Raw genomic sequence first — 19547 nt, 5'->3', positions numbered from 1 at the left:
ACCGACTCCCGGAACGGACGAAACCACCGTGAAGAAAACCCTGCCCCTCCTGGCCGCCGCCGCGATCCTGCTCGCCGGGTGCGCGTCGGCGACGGCGACCGGCACGCCCGGGCAGCCGGAGAAACTCGAACTGCGCTACCAGGGCAGCGCCAACGCCGTGACCCTGCCCGAACTCGCCGAAGACCTGGGCTACTTCGGCCCGGTCAAGCTGAAGTGGGTCGGCAACACGATCAGCGGCCCGCAGGACATCCAGTCCGCGGCCACCGACCAGACCGACTTCGGCGGCGCCTTCACCGGCGCGGTCGTCAAGCTCGTCGAAGCGGGCGCGCCGGTCAAGGCGGTCGTCAACTACTACGGCTCCGACGACAAGGCGTTCATCGGCTACTACACCAAAGAGGACAGTCCGATCCGGACCGCCCGCGACCTGATCGGCAAGAAGGTCGGCGTCAACACCGCCGGCGCGAACCTCGAAGCCGCGCTCGACACCTGGCTCCGGCGCCAGGGCCTGTCCGACGACGAAATCAAGCAGGTGCAGCTGGTCGTCATCCCGCCGGTGAACGCCGAGCAGGCGCTGCGCAACGGCCAGCTGGACGTCGTCGCGCTGCAGGGCATCCTGCAGGACCACGCCCTCGCCGCGGGCGGCGTCCGGTCGCTCTTCAGCGACGTCCAGGCGTTCGGGCCGTACAACGGCGGCCCGTACGTGCTGCGCACCGACTTCATCAAGAAGTACCCGGAGACCACGAAGATCTTCGTCTCCGCCGTGGCGAAGGCGATCGAGTGGGAGCGCACCACCCCGCGCGAGCAGGTGATCGCCCGCTTCACCAAGATCATCCAGGCCCGCGGCCGCAACGAGAACACCGACACGCTCAAGTACTGGAAGAGCGTCGGGGTCACCCACGGCGGCCTCATCGCCGACAAGGACTACACGCTGTGGGAGCCGTGGCTGAAGCAGCAGGGCTACATCAAGGGCGACCGGATCGACACCTCGAAGCTCTACACCAACGAGTACAACCCCTACCGCGACGGCGCGCCGACGGTGACCAAGTGATCGGCATCCGGTCGGTCACCAAGACCTTCGGCGCCCTGACCGCCCTCGACGACGTCTCCCTCGACATCGCCGACGGCACCTTCCTGTCCCTGGTCGGCCCCAGCGGTTCGGGCAAGTCGACGCTGCTCGACCTGCTCGGCGGGCTCACCACCCCGACGTCCGGTGAGGTGCTCATCGACGGCGAGCCGGTGCGCGGCCCCGGGCTCGACCGCGGGGTCGTCTTCCAGCAGTACGCGCTGTTCCCGTGGCGCACCGCCCGCGCCAACGTCGAGTTCGGCCTCGAAGGCGGCCCGCTCGGCAAGCGGCAGCGGGCCGAGCGGGCCCGTGAATACCTTTCCCTGGTCGGGCTTTCCGGCTTCGAGGACCGGTACCCGCACGAGCTGTCCGGCGGGATGAAGCAGCGGGTGGCGATCGCCCGCAGCCTCGCCTACGACCCCGCCGTGCTGCTGATGGACGAGCCGTTCGCCGCCCTCGACGCGCAGACCCGTGAGCAGCTGCAGGACGAGCTGCTGCGGATCTGGCGCCGCACCGGCAAGACGGTCGTCTTCATCACCCACGGCATCGACGAAGCCGTCTACCTGGGACAGCGGGTGGCCGTGCTGACGTCGCGGCCCGGGCGGCTCAAGGCCGTCGTCGACGTCGAACTCGGCGACCGCTCCGGTGACGTCCGCTCCGACCCGGCGTTCGGGCGGCAGCGGCACCGGCTCTGGGAACTGCTGCACGACGAGGTCCGCAAGGCGGCCGAACACGAACGGAGCGCGGCCGGATGACCACCACCCTCGAAGCACCGACCGTCCACACCAGACCCGACGTCGCGCCGCCGAAGCAGCGCCGGCTCACGAAGACGCTCACCCGGGCGGTGCACGCGTCCGCCGCGGTCGTGCTGTTCGTCGCGCTCTGGGAGCTGGTTCCCCGCTTCGTCCTGGACGAGGGCACGCGGACGTTCCTCCCGCCGCTGTCGGAAGACTTGCAGGCGCTCTGGGACCTCGTGCTGGACGGCCGGCTCGCCGACCACCTCCTGGCCAGTGTCGGCCGGTCGGCCGCCGGGTTCGCGATCGCCGTCGCCGTCGCGGTGCCGCTCGGGCTGCTGATCGGCTGGTACCGGCCGGTGGCGCGGTTCCTGCAGCCGCTGCTGGAACTCGCCCGCAACACCGCCGCGCTGGCGCTGCTCCCGGTGTTCACGCTACTGCTCGGCATCGGCGAACTGTCCAAGGTGACCCTGGTCGTCTACGCCTGCGTGTGGCCCGTGCTGCTCAACACGATCGCCGGCGTCAACACCGTCGACCCGCTGCTGGTGAAGGCGGCTCGCTCGCTCGGGCTGGCCGGCCCGCGGCTGTTCCGGAAGGTGATCCTGCCCTCGGCCGTGCCGACGGTGTTCACGGGCATCCGGATGGCCGCGTCCTACTCGATCCTGGTGCTGGTGGCCGCGGAGATGGTCGGCGCGAAGGCCGGGCTCGGCTACCTGATCAACACGAGCCAGGTGAACTTCCAGATCCAGCAGATGTACGCCGGGATCATCGCGGTTTCACTGCTCGGCGTGCTCGTCAACGCCGGCTTCGTCGCCCTCGAACGGCGGTTTTCCACCTGGCGCCCCAAGGAGAAAGCATGATGCACCTCAACGCGTTCGTGATGCCGAACGGCCACCACGAAGCCGCCTGGCGGCACCCCTCGACCGACCCGCACCGGGCCCGGACGCTGCAGCACTACGTCGACATCGCGCGCACGGCCGAGCGCGGCAAGCTCGACTCGCTCTTCCTCGCCGACGGCGTCGCGTTGTGGGGCAACGTCAAGCACAATTCCCACAGCCACTTCGAACCGCTGACGCTGCTCTCGGCGCTCGCCGCCTCGACGGTCCACATCGGACTCATCGCGACGGCGTCGACCACCTACAACGAGCCCTACCACCTGGCCCGGAAGTTCGCCTCGCTCGACCACCTCTCCGGCGGCCGCGCGGGCTGGAACATCGTCACCTCCGCGGGCATCGACGAGGCCCGGAACTTCAACCTGGCCAAGCGCCCGTCGCACGACGCGCGGTACGACCGGGCCGAGGAGTTCGTCGAGGTCGTCAAGAAGCTGTGGGACAGCTGGGACGACGACGCCGCGGTCGTCGACCGGGAGACCGGCGTCTACGCCGACACCGACCGGATCCGCGCGATCTCCCACGACGGGCCGCACTTCCAGGTGCGGGGGCCGCTCAACATCGAACGGCCGGTGCAGGGCCACCCGCTGCTCGTGCAGGCCGGGTCGTCGGAAACCGGCAAGGAGTACGCGGCCCGGCACGCCGAGGCGGTGTTCACGGCACAGCAGACCTTCGCCGAAGGCAAGGCCTTCTACGACGACGTCAAGGGGCGGCTGGCGAAGTACGGCCGCATGCCGGAGGAGATCAAGATCCTGCCGGGCATCTCGCCGATCCTCGGCCGCACCGAAGCCGAGGCCCGGGCGCGCGAAGCCGAGCTGAACGCGCTGATCACCCCGGACTACGGGCTGCGGCAGCTGTCGAAGATGCTCGACCACGACGTCACCGGCTACCCGCTCGACGGTCCGCTGCCGGACGTCGGCAGCTTCACCGAAGGCGGCCAGAGCCGGTTCGAGCTGGTCGTCGGCCTCGCCCGGCGCGAAGACCTCACCATCCGGCAGCTCCTCGAAAGGCTGGCAGGCGGCCGGGGGCACCGCGTCTTCGCCGGCACGCCCGGTCAGGTCGCCGACGAGCTGGAGGCCTGGTTCACCGGCGGCGCCGCCGACGGCTTCAACGTCATGCCGCCCACCCTGCCCGGCGGGCTCGACGACTTCGTCGACCTCGTCGTCCCGGAACTGCAGCGGCGCGGCCTCTTCCGCACCGAGTACTCCGGCACCACCCTGCGCGAGCACTACGGCCTCGCGCGTCCCGTCAACCGCAACCGAGTGAAGGAACCCGCATGACCGCGATCAGCACCGACGTCCGCAAGATCACCGGCACCATCGGCGCCGAGATCATCGGCCTCGACCCCGCCGGCGACCTCGACGCGTCCCAGGTGGCGTTCCTGGCCGACGCCCTGCACGAGCACAAGGCCCTGGTGTTCCGGAACACCGAGCTGGACGACGAGGGCCAGCAGCGGTTCGCCGCGCGCTTCGGCGAGCTGACCAAGGCGCACCCGACCGTGCCCGCGGCCGACGGCGCGCCGACGATCCTGCCGGTGGACAGCGAACTGGGCCGGGCCAACCACTGGCACACCGACGTCACGTTCGTGCTCAACCCGCCGAAGGCCAGCACGCTCCGCAGCCTGGTCGTGCCGCCCTACGGCGGGGAGACGCTGATCGCGAACGCGGCCGCGGCCTACCGGGACCTGCCGGAGCCGTTGCGCGAGTTCGCCGACACGCTGCGGGCGGTACACACCAACGACTACGACTACGTCCAGCCGCCGGAGACGGTGGACGAGAAGGAGCAGGCCCGCCGGGCCCAGTTCGTCTCGCGCAAGTACCGGACCGTGCACCCGGTGGTGCGGGTGCACCCGGTGACCGGTGAGCGCGGCCTGTTCATCGGCGGGTTCGCACAGCGGATCGAGGGGCTGTCGGTGAGCGAGTCGCGCGATCTGCTGCGGCTGCTGCAGTCCTACGTCACGCGGCCGGAGAACGTCGTGCGCGTGGCGTGGGAGCCGAACCAGCTGGTGCTGTTCGACAACCGGATCACCCAGCACTACGCCATCGACAACTACGACGGCCTCCCCCGGCGGCTCAACCGCGTCACGGTGGCCGGCGACGTCCCGGTGGGCGTCGACGGGCGGGCGAGCGAGTCGCTCGAAGGTGACGCGTCGCACTACACCTCCGTCGCCTAGTTAGGTCCCGTCCGGGCTCGGGTACCCGGGCCCGGACGGGAAGGAGTACGTGGTGGTCAGTGTGCAGGCGAAGGTCAGGATGGGACTGCTGCGGGCGTCGGGCCAGAAACGGTTCTACGACAACGCCTCGGCGCTGCACCACCGGCTGCCCCGGCACCAGAAGCCGTCGATGGCCCGGCCGCCGCGCAGGATCCGGCGGCGCTGCGACGTGGAGCAGCACGAAGTGCACGGCTTCCCCTGCTTCACGTTCCGGCCGCGCGGGGGTGCGGCAGGCGACCCGCACGTCCTGCACCTGCACGGCGGCGGCTACGTCGAGCAGGTCGAGAAGCACCACTGGAAGTACGCGGCCGACCTGGTGGCGCGGCTCGGCTGCGCGGTGACGCTCCCGGTGTACCCCCTCGTGCCGCACCACGACCACACGGCGACGATCCCGATGGTGCAGGCGGCCTACGACGGCATCGAGGCGGAGCGCGTCGTCGTCTCCGGTGACTCGGCGGGCGGCGCGCTGGCGCTGGCGATCGCGCAGAACCTGCGGGCGGACGGCCGGCCGCAGCCCGAACGGCTGATCCTCTACTCGCCGTGGCTGGACGTCCTGCTCGAGGACCCGGTTTCGGAGCTGCTGGACGAGACCGACCCGATGCTCGGCATCGCCGGGCTGCGCGAAGCGGGCCGGATGTACGCCGAAGGGACCGATCCGCACGATCCCCTGGTCAGCCCGATCCACGCAGACTTGAGCGGGCTCGCGCCGATCACGCTGTTCATCGGGACGCGGGACGTCCTGCTGCCGGACTGCCGCCGGTTCCGCGAACGCGCGCGGGAGGCCGGGACCGAACTGGACTACCGGGAGTACAGCGGGATGTTCCACAACTGGCTCATGCAGGCGATCCCGGAAGGCGTGGAAGCGATGAACCACGTCGAGCGGCTGCTGCGCCGCCGCCCGGTCAGCGGCCGGAGCGCTCCAGGTCCCGGAAGCAGTCCCACGCCCGGCTGACCAGCGCCGGGTGCGTGCGCAGGTCGATCGCCGTGCGGGCCAGCGCCGCCGCCGAGGCCAGCATCGCCGACCGGCCGCGCGGGCTCGCCGCGGCCGCCGCGAACTCCGCCGTGTGGTCGGAGTACTCCTCGGCCGTGATCGCCACGAACGGGTGGATCGCCGGGACCCGGACGCTCACGTCGCCGATGTCGGACGACCCCAGGAACACCCCCGGCGCCGGCGGGGTCGCGTGGATCCCGCACGCCGCCAAGTGCTCGGTGAACCGTTCCGACAGCACGGGGTTGTCTCGGAAGTGCGCGTAACCGCGCCCGAGGCGTTCGACGTCGACCTTCGCGCCCGTCGCCAAAGCCGCGCCCTGCGCGCACGTCGCGACGTCCTCGGCCAGGCGGTCCAGCGCGTCGGTCGTCAGCGCGCGGAGGCCGAAGCGGCCTTCGGCCCGGTCGGGGACGATGTTCGTGGCCTCGCCGCCGTGGGTGACGATGCCCTGCACGTGCGAGCCCGCCGGGAGCCGCTGGCGCAGCGCCGAGACCGCGCCGAACATCTGGATCAGCGCGGCGAGTGCGTCGATGCCGGCTTCGGGGTCGCCGGTCGGGTGCGCCGCGCGGCCGTGGAAGGTCACCTTGAGCTCGACCTGCGCGGTCAGCGGGGCCCACGACCACGAGTGCACGCCGGGGTGGACCATCAGGGCCGCGTCGACGTCGTCGAAGACGCCCGCCTCGGCCAGCGCCACCTTGCCGCCGCCGCGTTCCTCGGCCGGGCAGCCGACGGCGAGCAGCGATCCCGGCTCGTCCGCCAGCACCTCGCGCGCCGCCAGCGCGGCACCGAGCCCGGCCGCGGCGATCAGGTTGTGCCCGCACGCGTGGCCCAGCCCGGGCAGCGCGTCGTACTCCATCAGCAGCGCCACGCACGGACGGCCGCTGCCCGCCCGCGCGACGAACGCCGTGGGCAGCCCGGCGACGCCGGTCTCCACGGCGAACCCGTCCGCGGCCAGCTCCCCGGTCAGCCGCTCGGCGGCCGCGTGCTCCTCATAGGACAGTTCCGGCCGCTCGTGCAGCGCGGTCGCGACCGCCCACAGCCGGTCCGCCAGCGCGCCGATCCGCTCGTCGGCCCGCTCGTGCAGCTCTTCGTGCCACTCCATGCCCACCGGAATACCCCTACCACGGACCGTCACACCACCGGGGGTGTTTCACCCGGCCGGCTTCGGGCTACCCGCGCGGAATGGACCACAGCAAGGCACCGGTGCTCGACGCACTGCGCGACTACCACCGGATCGGGTACGTCCCGTTCAACGCGCCCGGCCACAAGCAGGGCCGGGGTATCGACCCGCGCGTCATCGACGTGGTCGGCGCCGACGTGTTCAAGTCCGACGTCATCGCGCTCAACGGCCTCGACGACCGGCTGATGCGCCGGGGTGTGCTCGCCGAGGCCCAGGAGCTGATGGCCGACGCGGTCGGCGCCGAGCACACGTTCTTCTCCACCTGCGGCAGCTCGTTGTCGGTGAAGAGCGCGATGCTCGCGGTCGCCGGTCCGCACGAGAAGCTGCTGGTGCCGCGGCACGTCCACAAGTCGGTCATCTCCGGGCTGATCGTCAGCGGCGTGCAGCCGGTGTGGGTGCGGCCGCACTGGGACGCCGAGCAGCGGATGACCCACCCACCGGGCGTCGAGGAGTTCGCGGAGGCGTACGAGCGCGACCCCGAGGTCAAGGGCGCGCTGCTGGTGACCCCCACCGACTACGGCACGTGCGGCGACATCCGCGCGGTCGCCGACTGGTGCCACGAGCAGGGGATCCCGCTGATCGTGGACGAGGCGTGGGGTGCGCACCTGCCCTTCCACGACGGCCTGCCGCCCTGGGGCATGGACGCGGGCGCCGACGTGTGCGTCACGAGCGTGCACAAGATGGGCGCCGCGGTCGAACAGAGCTCGGTGTTCCACCTGCAGGGCGACCGCGTCGACCCGAACGTGCTGAAGGCGCGCGAAGACCTGCTCGGCACGACCAGCCCCAGCTCGCTGGTGTACGCGGCCCTCGACGGGTGGCGGCGGCAGATGGCCGAACAGGGCAAGCAGCTGCTCGACGGCGCGCTGCGGCTGGTGACCTCGGTGCGCGGCAGGCTGACCGGCCTCGGGCTGACCGTGTTGCACGAAGAGTTCCTCGGCCCGGACCTCGCCGACTCCCTCGACCCGCTCAAGGTCGTGCTCGACCTGGCCCCGCTGGGCATCAGCGGCTACCAGGCCGCCGACTGGCTGCGCGAGCACCAGCACGTCACCGTCGGCCTGTCCGACCACCGCCGGATCGTGGCCCAGTTCAACCATTCGGACGACGAGGAGACGGCCGGCGCGCTCATCGACGCGCTCGACGCTCTGGTCAAGGCCGCGCCGTCGTTCGAGACGCCGCCTGCCGTCGAGATCCCGCCGCCGCACGAGTTCGAGCTGGAAACGGCGATGCTGCCGCGAGACGCCTTCTTCGGCCCGGCCGAACAAGTGCCGGTGGCCGAGGCACCCGGCCGGATCGCGGCGGAGATGATCACGCCCTATCCCCCGGGCGCTCCCGGTGTCCTGCCGGGCGAAGTGCTCACCCGGCCGATCCTCGACTACCTGCGCAGCGGGCTCGAAGCGGGGATGCAGCTGCCGGACCCCGCCGACTCCGAGCTGAAGTCCGTCCGGGTAGTCGCGAAGCAGTGACGGCGAAGGCGCCACTTCCACGGTGGAAGTGGCGCCTTCGTGTCGCGGTCAGGCCTTGGCGCTCTTGAGTTCCAAGGGGTTCTTGGGCGCATCGCCGCGGGCGTCGATCATCCGCTGCCCCAGCTCCTGCAGCTTCTTGCGGCCCATCGCGGAGCGGACCTCCGGGAACCACTCGTCTTCTTCCTCTTCGACGTGGTGGCGCACGTTCTCGGTCAGCACCGTCACCTTCGCGTCGAAGGTCTCGTCCTTCGGGTCCATGCCGAGCAGCTCGGACAGCATCCACACGACGACGTGGTGCTCCTCCACGCTCTCCAGGACGTGGTCCTTCGTCTCCGGCACGGCTTCGCGGGCGGCCGGGTAGAAGATCTCCTCCTCGATGTAGGCGTGGACGGTCAGCTCTTCGATGATCGAGTCGGCGATCCGGCGCTTCTCGTCGTACGCCTCTTCACCCGCCTTCTCGAACTCCTTGAAGAGCTTCTCCACGGTCTTGTGGTCGTTCTTGAGCAGCACGATCGCGTCGGTCGACATCGGTGTCCTCACGGTGCGGCCAGGTCCCGCAGGGTGACCTGGGCGTTCTCCAGTTCCTTCGTCATCAGCAGAGCCACGGTCCGGGCGTGGGCCAGTGCCCGGCCGACGTCCCCCACCGAGTCCCACGTCGCCGCGACGGCGTCGCCGCCGCCGTGGCCGGTCACCCGGCCGGCCAGCAGGCCCTCCTCCAGCCGGGACTGCAGGGCCGGCAGCAGGTGGGTCAGGTCGTCCGCGAGCAGCCGCAGGGCGCCCAGCACGCGGTACATCTCGGCGGGTGAGTCGAGCTCGCCGTCACCGACGCAGCGGGCCAGCCGTCGCACGGTGGCCCCGGCGTCGGCGGCCAGCAGCGACGGTGTGGAGGCGTTCATGACCGCCCGGTTACCCGCTCACCGCCCGGGAAAACGCCGTTTGCGCAGGGCAGCGGCCGGGTATTCCCCCGGCTCCCCGACCAGCAGGAGAACATCGGTGAAACCGGACGTGCTGACCTTCGGCATCGAAGAGGAGTTCTTCGTCGTCGACCGCCGTGGTCATCTCTCTCAGGCCGGCGACGACGTCGTCGACGCCGCCGAAGCGGCCGACGACGTCCAAGGCGAGCTGCAACACGAGCTGAACCTGTCCCAGGCCGAAGCCGCCACCGACGTCTGCAGCACGCACGCCGAGGCACTGCGCCAGCTGGGCGGGCTGCGCGAAGACCTCGACAAGGCGGCCCGGGCCCGCGGCTACCGGTTGCTCCCCGCCGGTGCGCCCCCGCTGCCCGAAACGCAGCCGCCGCAGATCACGCCGAACCCGCGGTACCAGCGGATGGCCGAGCACTTCGGCGCCACCGCGTGGCGATCGCTCACCTGCGGCTGCCACGTGCACGTCGCGATCCCCGACAAGGCACGCGGGATCGACGTCCTCGACCACGTCCGGCCGTGGCTGCCCGCGCTGCTGACGATCACCGCGAACTCGGCGATCGCCGACGGCTACGACACCGGCTACGCCAGCTGGCGCTACCACCAGTGGAGCCGGTGGCCCTCGGCCGGGCCGCCGCCGCGGTTCGCCTCCCTCGACGAGTACGAAAGCATCGTCGACGGCTGGCTGCGCAGCGGCGCGATCCTCGACCGCGGGATGATCTACTGGGACGTCCGGCTGTCGGAAAAGCAGCCGACGCTGGAGTTCCGCATCGCCGACGTCGCCGCGACCCCGCAGGAGGCGGTGCTGCTGGCGGTGCTGGCCCGCGGGCTCGTCGCGACCGCGCTGGCCGACGGCGGGCCGGCGCCGGAGCTGTCCAACGAGGTGCTGCGCGGCCGGATGTGGCGGGCGTCGAAGGAAGGCGTGACCGGCTGCTGCCCGCACCCGCGGACGGGGGATCTCGAACCGGCGAAAGCGGTGCTCGACGACTTGATCGCGCTGACCGCACCCGCGCTGGAGGCGGCGGGTGACCTGGACTTCGCGCGGGAGGGAACGGCCCGCCTGGCGGCCGAGGGCGGCGGTGCCGACCGGCAACGGCGCGTCTTCGCGGAGAAGAACCGGGCGGAGGCCGTCGTGGACCTGCTGACCGGCGACTAGAGCGGAAGCGGTCCGAGTTCGTCCAGTAGTTCGAGGGCGCGGACGGCGGCGCGGGAACGGCCGGGGTCGACGACGAGGTGGACACCGGCCGCTTCCGCGTGCCGGTGGGCGCGGACGAGAACCCGCAGGCCCGCGGCGCCGAAGAACCGGACCTCGCTCAGGTCGACCCGCAGGACGCCGGGGTGGGCGCGGACGTGCTCGGCCAGGGTGGCTTCGAGCGTCCCCGCGGTGCACAGGTCGATCTCGCCGCCGACCTGCACGACGATCGCGTCGGGCGACTTCCACCGGAGCCTGCTCCGGAGGTCTCCTTCCACCGGGGCCCGGGGTGACGGCAGCCGGTGCGTCAGCGGCGGATCGGTGCCGGCCACGCGCGAACGCTCGTGAGTTGTCATGGGTCCGAGGTACCCGTCGCGCGTCGACGGCCAAACAAAGGCCGGGCCCAGGCGCATTTCCGGCACCCGAGCGGGTAACCACCGCCCAGCGCCCGCGCGGAAGGAGCCCGCCCATGTCCGTCGGCCCGCCCACGATGGGCGTCGAAGAGGAGTTCTTGCTGGTCAACCCGCGCACCGGGCACGCGTCGGCGTGCGCGGAGCCGGTGCTGGCGCGGTACCGCCACCACGGCCCGCTGCCGGACGGTGTCCGCGTGCACCGCGAGCTGCGGCTCACGCAGATCGAGGCCGCGAGCGGCGTCTGCACCACCGCCGGCGAGCTGCGCGACCAGCTGACGGCGGCCCGGCGGGTGCTGGCGGGCGCGGCCGCGGCCGAGGACTGCGCGCTGCTGGCCACCGGGACGCCGGTCGGCCCCGGACCGGCCGCGCCGCCGCCCGCGGCCACCGGCCGCTACGCCGACATCGATGCCGCCTACGGCGCGGTGGTCGCCGACTACGAGGCCTGCGGCTGCCACGTCCACGTCGGGGTGGGCGACCCCGACACCGCGGTCGCGGTCGTCAACCACCTCGGCCGCTGGCTGCCCACCCTGCTCGCGCTCTCGGCCAACGCGCCGTTCGACCACGGCCGCGACACCGGCTACCACAGCTGGCGGATGGTCCTGCAGTCCCGGTTCCCGGGCTCCGGCGTCGCGCCGAACTTCCGCGACCACGCCGAATACCGGCGGGCGGTCGACACGCTCGTCGACTGCGGCGCGCTCGTCGACCCGGACCAGACGTTCTGGCTCGCCCGCCCGTCCGGCCGGTTCCCGACGGTCGAGTTCCGCGTCGCCGACACCGCGCTGACCGTCGACCACGCCGTGCTCCAGGCTCTGCTCGGCCGGGCGCTGGTGCGGCGGGCGCTGGCCGACCTCGCCGCCGGGCGCGAAGCCGCGCCGCTGTCCCCGCAGGTGGCCGCGGCGGCCGTGTGGGCCGCGGCGCGCCACGGGCTGGCCGGCCCGTTGGTCGATCCGCTCGAAGAGACGCGGCGGCCGGCGTGGTCGCGGGTCGAGGCGTTGCTGGAGCACGTCCGCCCGGCGCTCGAAGACTCCGGGGACCTGACCGAGGTCCAGGCGCTCGTCGCGGCGCTGCGGGCCGACGGGACCGGTTCGGTGCAGCAACGCGCGGTCGCCGGGCGCGGGGTGGCGGAGGCGGTGCGGTGGCTCACCGCGCGGACCGTGCCGCCGGGGCATGGAACCCGGCTGACCGGGTAAACCCCGGCCATGACGACCTTCACCGCCGCCACCCTGCCGGCCTCCCGCGGGCCGCTTTCGGAATCCGTGCGGCAGACGCTGCTCCGCGAGCAGCCGCGCGCGGACCTGAGCTTCGGCGGCCTGGCCGACGCCGACCCGCTCGGCGACGACCTCCAGCTCGCCCTGCACCTCTGCTACGAGCTGCACTACCAGGGCCTGCCCGGCGTTTCGCCCGACTGGGAGTGGGACCCGGAGCTGCTGCGCCTGCGCGGGGCGCTCGAGGCGCGGTTCCTGGCCACGCTGCGGGAAAACGTGCCGGGCGGCGACGACGTCACCGCCGAACTCGACGCGCTGCTCGTCGAACCGATCGACGCCGAGGGCGTCTCGCACTTCCTGCGCGACCACGGCAGCTGGGACCAGGTGCGCGAGTACTTCACGCACCGCTCGGTCTACCACCACAAGGAGGCCGACCCGCACGCGTGGGTGATCCCGCGGCTGCGCGGCCGGGCCAAGGCGGCGCTGGTGGCGGTGGAGTTCGACGAGTTCGGCGGCGGCCGCGCGGAGCTCGTGCACGCCCGGCTCTACGCGGACCTGCTGCGCGCGGCGGGCCTGCCGGACGGCTACCTCGAGCTGATCGACCACGTGCCGGGCACGATGCTCGCGGTGGTCAACATGATGTCGTTGTTCGGCCTGCACCGGTCGCTCCGGGGTGCGCTGTGCGGCCACTTCGCGGCGGCGGAGATCACGACGGCACCGTCCGCGACCCGGCTGGACCAGGCGCTGCGGCGCCTGGACGCGCCCGAGGCGTGCCGGTTCTTCTACACCGAGCACATCGAGGCGGACGCCGTCCACGAACAGGTGATGCGCCACGACGTGCTCGGCGACCTGCTCGAGCAGGAGCCCGGGCTGGCCGCCGACGTCGTGTTCGGGATCCAGGCGACGGAGTTCCTGGAGGGCCGCTTCGGGGCCGGCTTGCTGGAGAGCTGGCGCGCCGGGCGGTCGTCGCTGCTTCAGCCGGTGGGCTGAGTCCGGACGCGTTTGCGGTGGCTCGTGTCGCAGAAGGGGAACCGCTTGCTCCGGCGGCACGCGCACACCGCGACGACGAACCGGTCGGACGTGACGACCTCGCCGTCCGGGGTGCACAGCTCGACCGGCCCTTCGACGAGGACCGGTCCACCCGGGACGACGGTGACGCGGCGGGGACGGTCAGCGGTCGGCACGCAGCACCACCAGTTCCTCCATCCGCTGCCCCGGCTCGATCAGGCCGGCGGCCTCCAGGAACTCCGTCCGTCCGGCCAGGACCGGGCCGAACGGGATGCGCGCGGTCCGGTCCACCGCCGCCCGAAGTCCCTGCTCGGCCAGTAGTTCCAGCGATTTGTCCACATCGGACAGTGCGGAGTGGACGATCAGCATCGTCCCGCCGGGCCGGAGCAGGGTACGTGCCCGCGCGCAGATCGGGTCGAGGACGGCGCGGCCGTCGGGGCCCGCGTCCCAGCCGCGGGTCGAGCGGACCGTGGCGGCCGGGGACGGCACGTACGGCGGATTCGCGACGACGACGTCGAACGGCCCCTCCCCCAGCGCGGTCGTGAGGTCGCCGCGGCGGGGCCGGATCCGCAGGCCGCGGGTGAGGGCGTTGAGCCGGACCGACGCGAGCGCGCGACGGGAAAGGTCCAGTGCCAGCACGGTTTCCGCGCCGCGACGGGCGAGCGTGAGCGCCTGGGCGCCGGTACCCGTGCAGAGGTCGAGGGCCCGCGCGCCGGGCGGGATCGCCAGGTCGTCGATCGCCGCGGCGAGCAGGGCGGTGTCCTCCTGGGGGCGGTAGACGCCGGGCAGCCGCAGCAGCCGCGGGGCGGGCCGGAGGACGACGGGCCGGGCGGCCAAGGGGCCCGGGCGGACGGGTTCCGCCGACGTGGTCATCTCGGTCTCCTTCACCTCGCCGCGGCCCGGCGCGCACTCGCCGGCGGACAACCGCGTCGCCCCCGGCTACCCGGCGATGATCGGCGCAAACGGATCAGCCGCGGGTGGTTGAACGCGACCGAGCGGGGTAACCGCCCGTGGAACGGACCCCGGAGGAGGATTCGAGATGACGTCCCAGGACCGCACGCAGCACCCGACCGACCCGGCCGAGGGCGACGACCCGCACGGCGACACCCCCGAGGCCCAGCGCGAAACGCTGCGCGGCGAACAGGGCACGTCTAGCGGCGACCAGCACGACGACAGCGACCCGCAGTCCGGCTGACGTGGGTTCCGGCCACCCCGGGACGGCCGAGTTCCCGCCACTCCACCCGGCCCGGGGACCTACGCCGCCGGCGGGGTCTCCTCCATCATCAGCAGCGCGCCCTGGCTCTCGCCGTTCGCGCTCCGCAGCGCGCTGCAGCGCAGGCGCACCACCGTCGCCCGGCCGCGGCGGTTGATCGCCTCCAAGGTGACCTCCGTGTGGAAGCCCGCGTCCGCCAGCGCGTCGCGGACCGCCGGGCGCAGGTCCGTCAGCGAGAGCCCGATGTCCAGGTTGAGCAGGTGCGTACCCTCGGCTTCTTCCCGGCGCACGCCCCACAGGTCCTCGGCACCGCGGTTCCACGCCTTGACCCGCATCTCGCGGTCCACCACCACGATGCCCGCCTGGACCGACGTCAGCACCGACTCGAAGAACTCGTTGACCTCGTCGAGGTCGAGACTGCGCTCCCGCAGGGCGTCGTTGATCGTCTGGAGCTCGTCGTTGGTCGACTGGAGCTCCTCGTTCATCGTCTCCAGCTCTTCGTTGGTGGACTGGAGCTCTTCGTTCGTGGTCTCCAGTTCCTCCACCGTGGACTGGAGCTCCTCGTTGGTGGTCTCCAGCTCCTCGTTCGTCGACTGCAGCTCTTCGTAGGCCGACTCCAGCTGGCGGTTCGTGTGCTCCAGCTCGGTGAGCAGCTGCCGCGCCCAGCTGACGTCGTGGAACACCACGGACACGCCGAGGAGCTTCTTCTCCTTGCCCACCAGCGGGTTGACGTGCACCTCGTACCAGACGACCTCGCCGGCCCGGCGCCATTCGACGTCCTTGATCCGCAGGGACCGGCGCTCCAGCCGCGCCTGCTCGACGTACGCGCGCAGGGCCACCGGCCGGTACGACACGTCGAGGTCGCGCAGCGGGCGGCCGATGTCGCGTTCGGACAGTCCGAACGCGACTTCCGCCTGCGCGTTGACGAGCGCGGTGACCTCGTCGTCGGTGACCACGATCTGCGCCACCGGGCTCGCCGAGAAGGCGTGCTCGCGCAGCTCGTCCAGCCCGGAGATGTCGCGGGTCCGGCGCTGCGGGAAGCCCGTCGAGACGAAGTGGTTGTAGCTGACCGGAGCGTTGACGGCCTTGCGGAACACCCGCCGCTTGAGGTCGAGGGGCTCGAAGATCCGGGCGTGCGACAGCAGCATCTCGGCCTTGCCGAGGAACAGCATGCCCTTCGGCGCCAGCGCGAAGTGGAACCGCTCGAGGATCTTCGTCTGCGTCTCGGCGTTGAAGTACATCAGCGTGTTGCGGCAGACCAGCAGGTCGATCCGCGAGATCGGCGCGTCCTGCACCAGGTCGTTGCGGCCGAAGATCACCGAGCGGCGCAGGTCCTTGCGGAAGCAGTACCGGCTGCCCTGCAGCTCGAAGTACTGCTCCAGCTGGTCTTCGGTCAGGCCCTCGACCTCGGCGGGGGTGTAGGCCGCGTGCCGCGCCTGCGCCAGTGCTTCGTCGTCGACGTCGGTGGCGTAGATCTTGACCCGCTGGCGGAACGCGTCGATGCCGATATGGCGTCGGCGAAGAGCATGGCGAGGCTGTAGGCCTCCTGGCCGCCCGCGCAGCCGGCGCTCCACACGCGGATCGGCTCCTCCGGGCTGCGCTCGGCCAGCAGGCCGGGCAGCACGTGCTCACGCAGGTAGTCCCAGGCGTCGGGGTCGCGGAAGAACCCGGTGACGTTGATGAGGATCGTGTTGAACAGCGACACGAACTCCTCGGAGTTGACCTGGAGCTGGTCGATGTAGTCGATGTAGTTGTCGACGCCGATCTGGGTCATCCGCCTGCGGACCCGCCGCATCAGGCTGCTCCGCTTGTACCCGGTGAAGTCGAAGCCCCGGGACTCCTTCAGGTAGGCGAGCACCGACTCGAATTCGCCGTTCTGCTCCTTGGGCTCGGTCACGGTCCGACACGCTACCCGCCGCCGCGGTCACCGGGCGGAGCGGCACGCGTGGTGAGCACCGCCCAGACGACCTTGCCGCCGGACCACGACCGGTTGCAGCCCCACACCTTCGCCACCTGGGCCACCATCCGCAGGCCCAGGCCCGGTTCGAGGGCGCCGAGCCGTTCGAGCAGGACCGCCTGCCTCGGGTCGTCGTCGCTCATCGCGACGCTCAGCATGCCGCGCCGCAGCTCCAGCCGCACCCGCGGGGTGCACTCGGTGTGCCGGATGACGTTCTCGACGAATTCGGTCACCACCAGCAGGGCGTCGTCGGTCAGGTCCGGCACGGTCCACTCGGCACAGACGCGGCGCACGAAGTCCCGCGCGAGCGCCGACGAGTTCGCCGATCGCGCCAGCAGCTGCGCGGCACGGCGGCGCGGGGGCGAGAAGAGCCGGCTTTCGGCCGTCTCGAGGTCGCCGTGCACCGGCACGAACCGGTCGACGGTCCGGTCGGTGAACATCGTCCGGTGTTCCGAACGGCTGGTGACGACGCTGAACGGGATGCCGGGCCAGTCGCCGATCCGCATGGCGACCAGCGAGAACAGCGTCACCAGCGCGGGGTCGTGGATGACCAGCTCGTCGATGTCCGCGATGAGCCCGTCGGGGGACTCCGCGGCGATCTTGAGCAGGCCGTCGCGCAGTTGGGGGTAGGACTGCACGTCGAGGGTTCCCGTGACGAGCGCGGTCGTCGCCTTGACCCCGTATCGCGGGTCGAGGTGCACCCGTCCGGTCGTGGCGCTCACGAGGCGGCCCCTCCCGGTTCCTCCTCCGCCGACAGCGACAGCAGGAACTTGCGCAGGGTCTCCGCGGCCGTGGTGCACTCTCGCGCCGTGCCGGCGTAGCGCTCGGCGAGCAGGCCGTGGTTGCGGCTTCGATTCCCGGTACAGGCGCTCCGCCAGCCCGGCCTTCTCGTCGAGCGAGCGCAGTGCCGTCCACAGCGCCCGCTGGAACTCGGTGTCGTGGGCGCCCAGCAGCGCCTCGGCCGTCCAGGCGTGCCCGATCCGGCAGCGGTACTGCCCGGGCCGGTCGACTTCGAGCAGGGTGCCCTGGCAGTCCGGGCAGGTGTACCCGGACGGCGGCAGGTCGTTCGGCGGCACGGCGCCGACCCGCACGCCGTCGCGGGCGATCCGGTCTTCGAGCAGCAGCGCGGGCGACGACGGCGGCGCGTCCGCCGGGTCCAGCGGGACCCGGGCCAGCTTGTCCAGCGCCGCGCCGAGCTCGCTCGCCGGGAGGACGAACTCCGCGTCCACCGCGGCCAGCGCGCTTTCCGGCATGCCCGGGTACAGCGCGTCCGCGGGGTCCTGCACGACGGCCAGGCCCCCGCGGTCGACGATCGCGCGCAGCCCGGCGGCCCCGTCGTCGAGGGTGCCCGAGAGGACGACGCCGATCGTGCGCGCGCCCGCCGTCACCGCCGCCGACCGGAAGGTGGCGTTGATCGCCGGCCGGTGGCCGTTCTCCGTCGGTCCGCGCGTCAGGACCACCGAACCGTCGTCGGTCAGCAGGTGCCGGTCCGGGGGCGCCACGTAGATGACGCCCGGCCGCAGCGGCGCGCCGTGGGTGGCGGGCAGGGCCGGCAGCGGGCCCGCCCGGTCGAGGATCATCGGCAGCGCGCTGCGCGCACCGGGTGGGAGGTGCATGACCACCAGCAGCGTGGCGGGGAAGTCGGCGGGCAGCGACCGGGCCAGCGCGCGCAGCGCTTCGACCCCGCCGGCCGATGCCCCGGCGACCACGACGTCCCGCCGGGCTGCGGGCACGGTGACCACCTCCTCGCGAACCACGGTAGACCTCACCCCGGTCCCCGGGTAGCCCACCCGGTGCTCATCGAAACCCGGCCGTCACCCTTCGTCGAACTCGAACCGCAACGCGTCCACGCACGCCTGGTACTTCTGCGTCATCTCGTGTTCGGTGTGTCCCGCCACGAACAGCTGCGCCAGCTCGAAGCTGTAGCTGTCCTGTTCCGGCAGCTCCGAAAGCCGCTGCCCGGCCGCCGGCACGATCTCGATCTGCGTGCCGTCGATCCGGTCCTCGATCGCCGCGACCTCATCCGGGGTCGGCACGCGCGTGACGACGCCGTCTTCGAAGCGGCGCAGGTACCACTTGCCGGCGATCTGGTACCTGCCCTTGCTGGGCCGGCGCCCGGGGTCCTGGCCGAGGCCGAGGCGCACCATGATCTCGTGGTTGGCGACGCCGTCGACGAACTCGAACAGCTCGGCGTGCGACTGCGAGTGCCGCGGGTTGATCTCCAGCAGGGCGACCTGACCCGACTCGGGGTCGCAGAAGAACTCGATGCTGAAGGTGCCGTTGTCGTAGCCGATCTGCCGCATCACCCGCTCGGCCACCTCGCGCATCCGCCGCACGGGCTCCTCGGCGAGCTGGGACGGGTACTGGTGGCGCAGGAACGACGAGCTGTCGGGGTAGTTGACCGAGTCGAGGGCGCCGTAGACGACGACCTCGCCGTGGTACACGTAGCCCTCCACGGCCGCCTGCACGCCGTGCAGGGCCTCTTCGGCCAGGCAGGCCGCCCCGCCCACCCGGGCGATCTCCGGCGGCAGCTGCACCTGGTCGAGCACGTACCCGAACGGTTCGCCCACCCGGCCGACGCCGGCGCGGATCTCGGCCACCGCGTCGGCGAACTCGGCCTCGTTCCCGGCCTTGAACGCGAGTTCGGAGGAGAACGACTTGACCGGCTTGAGCCACATCGGGAAGTTCACGCCCCGGGGCGGGGCCGGGTGCTCGTCGTCGAGGTCCACGATGCCGAAGTTCGGCAGCTCGTCGATCACCTTGCGCTGCTCCAGCCGGCTCCAGTACTTGTGTTCGCACTTGAGCACCGCCTCCAGCGACAGGCTCGGGAGGCCGTAGCGGGCGCACAGGATCGGGACGAGCGTCGCCGCCGGGAAGTCCCAGTAGGTGACGATCGCGCCGACGTCGCCGTCGAAGGCGTCCAGCTGGTGCTGCGCCGTCTTCAGCAGCGCTTCGAAGTCGATCTCGCCGTGTTGCAGGTCTTCGGGGGTCAGCAGACCGTGGAACTCGTAGGCCCCGGCCCATGGCAGTCTCTCCAGAACGCGCTGGTTCTCCTCGTCCAGGCCGATCACGAAAATGTTGGTACCCATGCCCCGAGGCCTACCCG

At 71.9% G+C, this 19547-nt stretch carries 19 protein-coding genes and 1 pseudogene; 11 read left to right on the top strand and 9 right to left on the bottom strand.

All coding sequences use genetic code 11. The features are described 5' to 3' along the window. The first annotated feature begins 28 nt into the window (after window positions 1–28). Genes AB0J40_RS27770 through AB0J40_RS27745 form a run of 6 tightly spaced genes read left to right on the top strand, consistent with a single transcriptional unit; the run spans window position 29 to window position 5851 of the window. Window positions 29–1048: an ABC transporter substrate-binding protein gene (locus AB0J40_RS27770; RefSeq protein ID WP_364458028.1), complete on the top strand. Its 1020-nt coding sequence runs from the start codon at window positions 29–31 to the stop codon at window positions 1046–1048. Beyond that, window positions 1045–1818: an ABC transporter ATP-binding protein gene (locus AB0J40_RS27765; RefSeq protein ID WP_364458025.1), complete on the top strand. Its 774-nt coding sequence runs from the start codon at window positions 1045–1047 to the stop codon at window positions 1816–1818. The genes AB0J40_RS27770 and AB0J40_RS27765 overlap by 4 nt, the downstream gene beginning before the upstream one ends. Further along, window positions 1815–2657, top strand: coding sequence for an ABC transporter permease (locus tag AB0J40_RS27760; RefSeq protein ID WP_364458022.1), 843 nt, complete (start codon window positions 1815–1817; stop codon window positions 2655–2657). The genes AB0J40_RS27765 and AB0J40_RS27760 overlap by 4 nt, the downstream gene beginning before the upstream one ends. Then, window positions 2654–3967: an LLM class flavin-dependent oxidoreductase gene (locus AB0J40_RS27755; RefSeq protein WP_364458019.1), complete on the top strand. Its 1314-nt coding sequence runs from the start codon at window positions 2654–2656 to the stop codon at window positions 3965–3967. The genes AB0J40_RS27760 and AB0J40_RS27755 overlap by 4 nt, the downstream gene beginning before the upstream one ends. Then, a complete protein-coding gene (locus tag AB0J40_RS27750) occupies window positions 3964–4860 on the top strand; it encodes a TauD/TfdA family dioxygenase (protein WP_364458016.1) in 897 nt (298 codons plus the stop codon). Before AB0J40_RS27755 ends, AB0J40_RS27750 begins: the two co-directional genes overlap by 4 nt. A 52-nt stretch (window positions 4861–4912) precedes the next feature. Beyond that, window positions 4913–5851 (top strand): alpha/beta hydrolase, encoded by a 939-nt coding sequence (locus tag AB0J40_RS27745; protein WP_364458013.1) that lies wholly within the window; start codon window positions 4913–4915, stop codon window positions 5849–5851. On the opposite strand, the gene AB0J40_RS27740 is transcribed toward AB0J40_RS27745, so the two are convergent. Further along, window positions 5802–6989: an amidohydrolase gene (locus AB0J40_RS27740; protein ID WP_364458010.1), complete on the bottom strand. Its 1188-nt coding sequence runs from the start codon at window positions 6987–6989 to the stop codon at window positions 5802–5804. The genes AB0J40_RS27745 and AB0J40_RS27740 overlap by 50 nt on opposite strands. A gap of 80 nt (window positions 6990–7069) precedes the next feature. Here AB0J40_RS27740 and AB0J40_RS27735 point away from each other — a divergent pair, with 80 nt between their 5' ends. Next, window positions 7070–8530 (top strand): aminotransferase class I/II-fold pyridoxal phosphate-dependent enzyme, encoded by a 1461-nt coding sequence (locus AB0J40_RS27735; RefSeq protein WP_364458007.1) that lies wholly within the window; start codon window positions 7070–7072, stop codon window positions 8528–8530. A 48-nt stretch (window positions 8531–8578) separates the two neighbouring features. Here AB0J40_RS27735 and AB0J40_RS27730 read toward each other — a convergent pair whose 3' ends face one another. Next, the gene (locus tag AB0J40_RS27730) at window positions 8579–9058 is read right to left on the bottom strand and encodes a hemerythrin domain-containing protein (protein WP_364458004.1); all 480 of its coding nucleotides are present in this window, start codon (window positions 9056–9058) and stop codon (window positions 8579–8581) included. Between the two features lie 8 nt (window positions 9059–9066). Beyond that, on the bottom strand, window positions 9067–9426 hold the full coding sequence (locus AB0J40_RS27725) for a hypothetical protein (RefSeq protein WP_364458001.1): 360 nt from the start codon (window positions 9424–9426) through the stop codon (window positions 9067–9069). Window positions 9427–9523: 97 nt separating this feature from the next. Here AB0J40_RS27725 and AB0J40_RS27720 point away from each other — a divergent pair, with 97 nt between their 5' ends. Next, complete coding sequence (locus AB0J40_RS27720) at window positions 9524–10609, top strand: glutamate--cysteine ligase (protein ID WP_364457998.1); 1086 nt, start codon at window positions 9524–9526, stop codon at window positions 10607–10609. Here the strand turns inward: AB0J40_RS27720 and AB0J40_RS27715 are convergent. After that, window positions 10606–11001, bottom strand: a complete 396-nt coding sequence (locus tag AB0J40_RS27715) for an STAS domain-containing protein (RefSeq protein WP_364457995.1) — start codon at window positions 10999–11001, stop codon at window positions 10606–10608. The two genes, AB0J40_RS27720 and AB0J40_RS27715, sit on opposite strands and share 4 nt — an antisense overlap. 113 nt (window positions 11002–11114) lie before the next feature. Here AB0J40_RS27715 and AB0J40_RS27710 point away from each other — a divergent pair, with 113 nt between their 5' ends. After that, window positions 11115–12248, top strand: coding sequence for a glutamate--cysteine ligase (locus AB0J40_RS27710; RefSeq protein ID WP_364457992.1), 1134 nt, complete (start codon window positions 11115–11117; stop codon window positions 12246–12248). 9 nt (window positions 12249–12257) lie between these two features. Beyond that, window positions 12258–13253, top strand: coding sequence for an iron-containing redox enzyme family protein (locus AB0J40_RS27705; protein ID WP_364457989.1), 996 nt, complete (start codon window positions 12258–12260; stop codon window positions 13251–13253). On the opposite strand, the gene AB0J40_RS27700 is transcribed toward AB0J40_RS27705, so the two are convergent. Further along, window positions 13238–13447, bottom strand: a complete 210-nt coding sequence (locus AB0J40_RS27700) for a CDGSH iron-sulfur domain-containing protein (protein ID WP_364457986.1) — start codon at window positions 13445–13447, stop codon at window positions 13238–13240. The genes AB0J40_RS27705 and AB0J40_RS27700 overlap by 16 nt on opposite strands. After that, complete coding sequence (locus tag AB0J40_RS27695; RefSeq protein WP_364457983.1) at window positions 13434–14144, bottom strand: methyltransferase; 711 nt, start codon at window positions 14142–14144, stop codon at window positions 13434–13436. The genes AB0J40_RS27700 and AB0J40_RS27695 overlap by 14 nt, the downstream gene beginning before the upstream one ends. Before the next feature lie 166 nt (window positions 14145–14310). On the opposite strand from AB0J40_RS27695, the gene AB0J40_RS27690 reads away from it, so the two are divergent. Beyond that, window positions 14311–14466: a hypothetical protein gene (locus tag AB0J40_RS27690; protein WP_364457981.1), complete on the top strand. Its 156-nt coding sequence runs from the start codon at window positions 14311–14313 to the stop codon at window positions 14464–14466. 59 nt (window positions 14467–14525) lie between these two features. Here AB0J40_RS27690 and AB0J40_RS27685 read toward each other — a convergent pair. The 3 genes and pseudogenes from AB0J40_RS27685 to AB0J40_RS27675 all read right to left on the bottom strand — a co-directional run bounded on the left by AB0J40_RS27685 (window position 14526) and on the right by AB0J40_RS27675 (window position 19530). Further along, window positions 14526–16381: pseudogene (locus tag AB0J40_RS27685) on the bottom strand (CheR family methyltransferase). Between the two features lie 11 nt (window positions 16382–16392). Beyond that, a complete protein-coding gene (locus AB0J40_RS27680; RefSeq protein ID WP_364457979.1) occupies window positions 16393–18174 on the bottom strand; it encodes a chemotaxis protein CheB in 1782 nt (593 codons plus the stop codon). An 81-nt stretch (window positions 18175–18255) separates the two neighbouring features. Beyond that, window positions 18256–19530 carry an ATP-grasp domain-containing protein gene (locus tag AB0J40_RS27675; RefSeq protein ID WP_364457977.1) on the bottom strand — a complete coding sequence of 425 codons (1275 nt, stop codon included), beginning with the start codon at window positions 19528–19530 and terminating at the stop codon, window positions 18256–18258. Between the last annotated feature and the right edge of the window lie 17 nt (window positions 19531–19547).

Origin of the sequence: Amycolatopsis sp. NPDC049691, assembly GCF_040675005.1 — a bacterium.
In the GTDB taxonomy this organism is placed as follows: domain Bacteria; phylum Actinomycetota; class Actinomycetes; order Mycobacteriales; family Pseudonocardiaceae; genus Amycolatopsis.
Note: the sequence above shows the minus strand (reverse complement) of the source record. Positions and strands in the feature narration are given on the sequence as shown.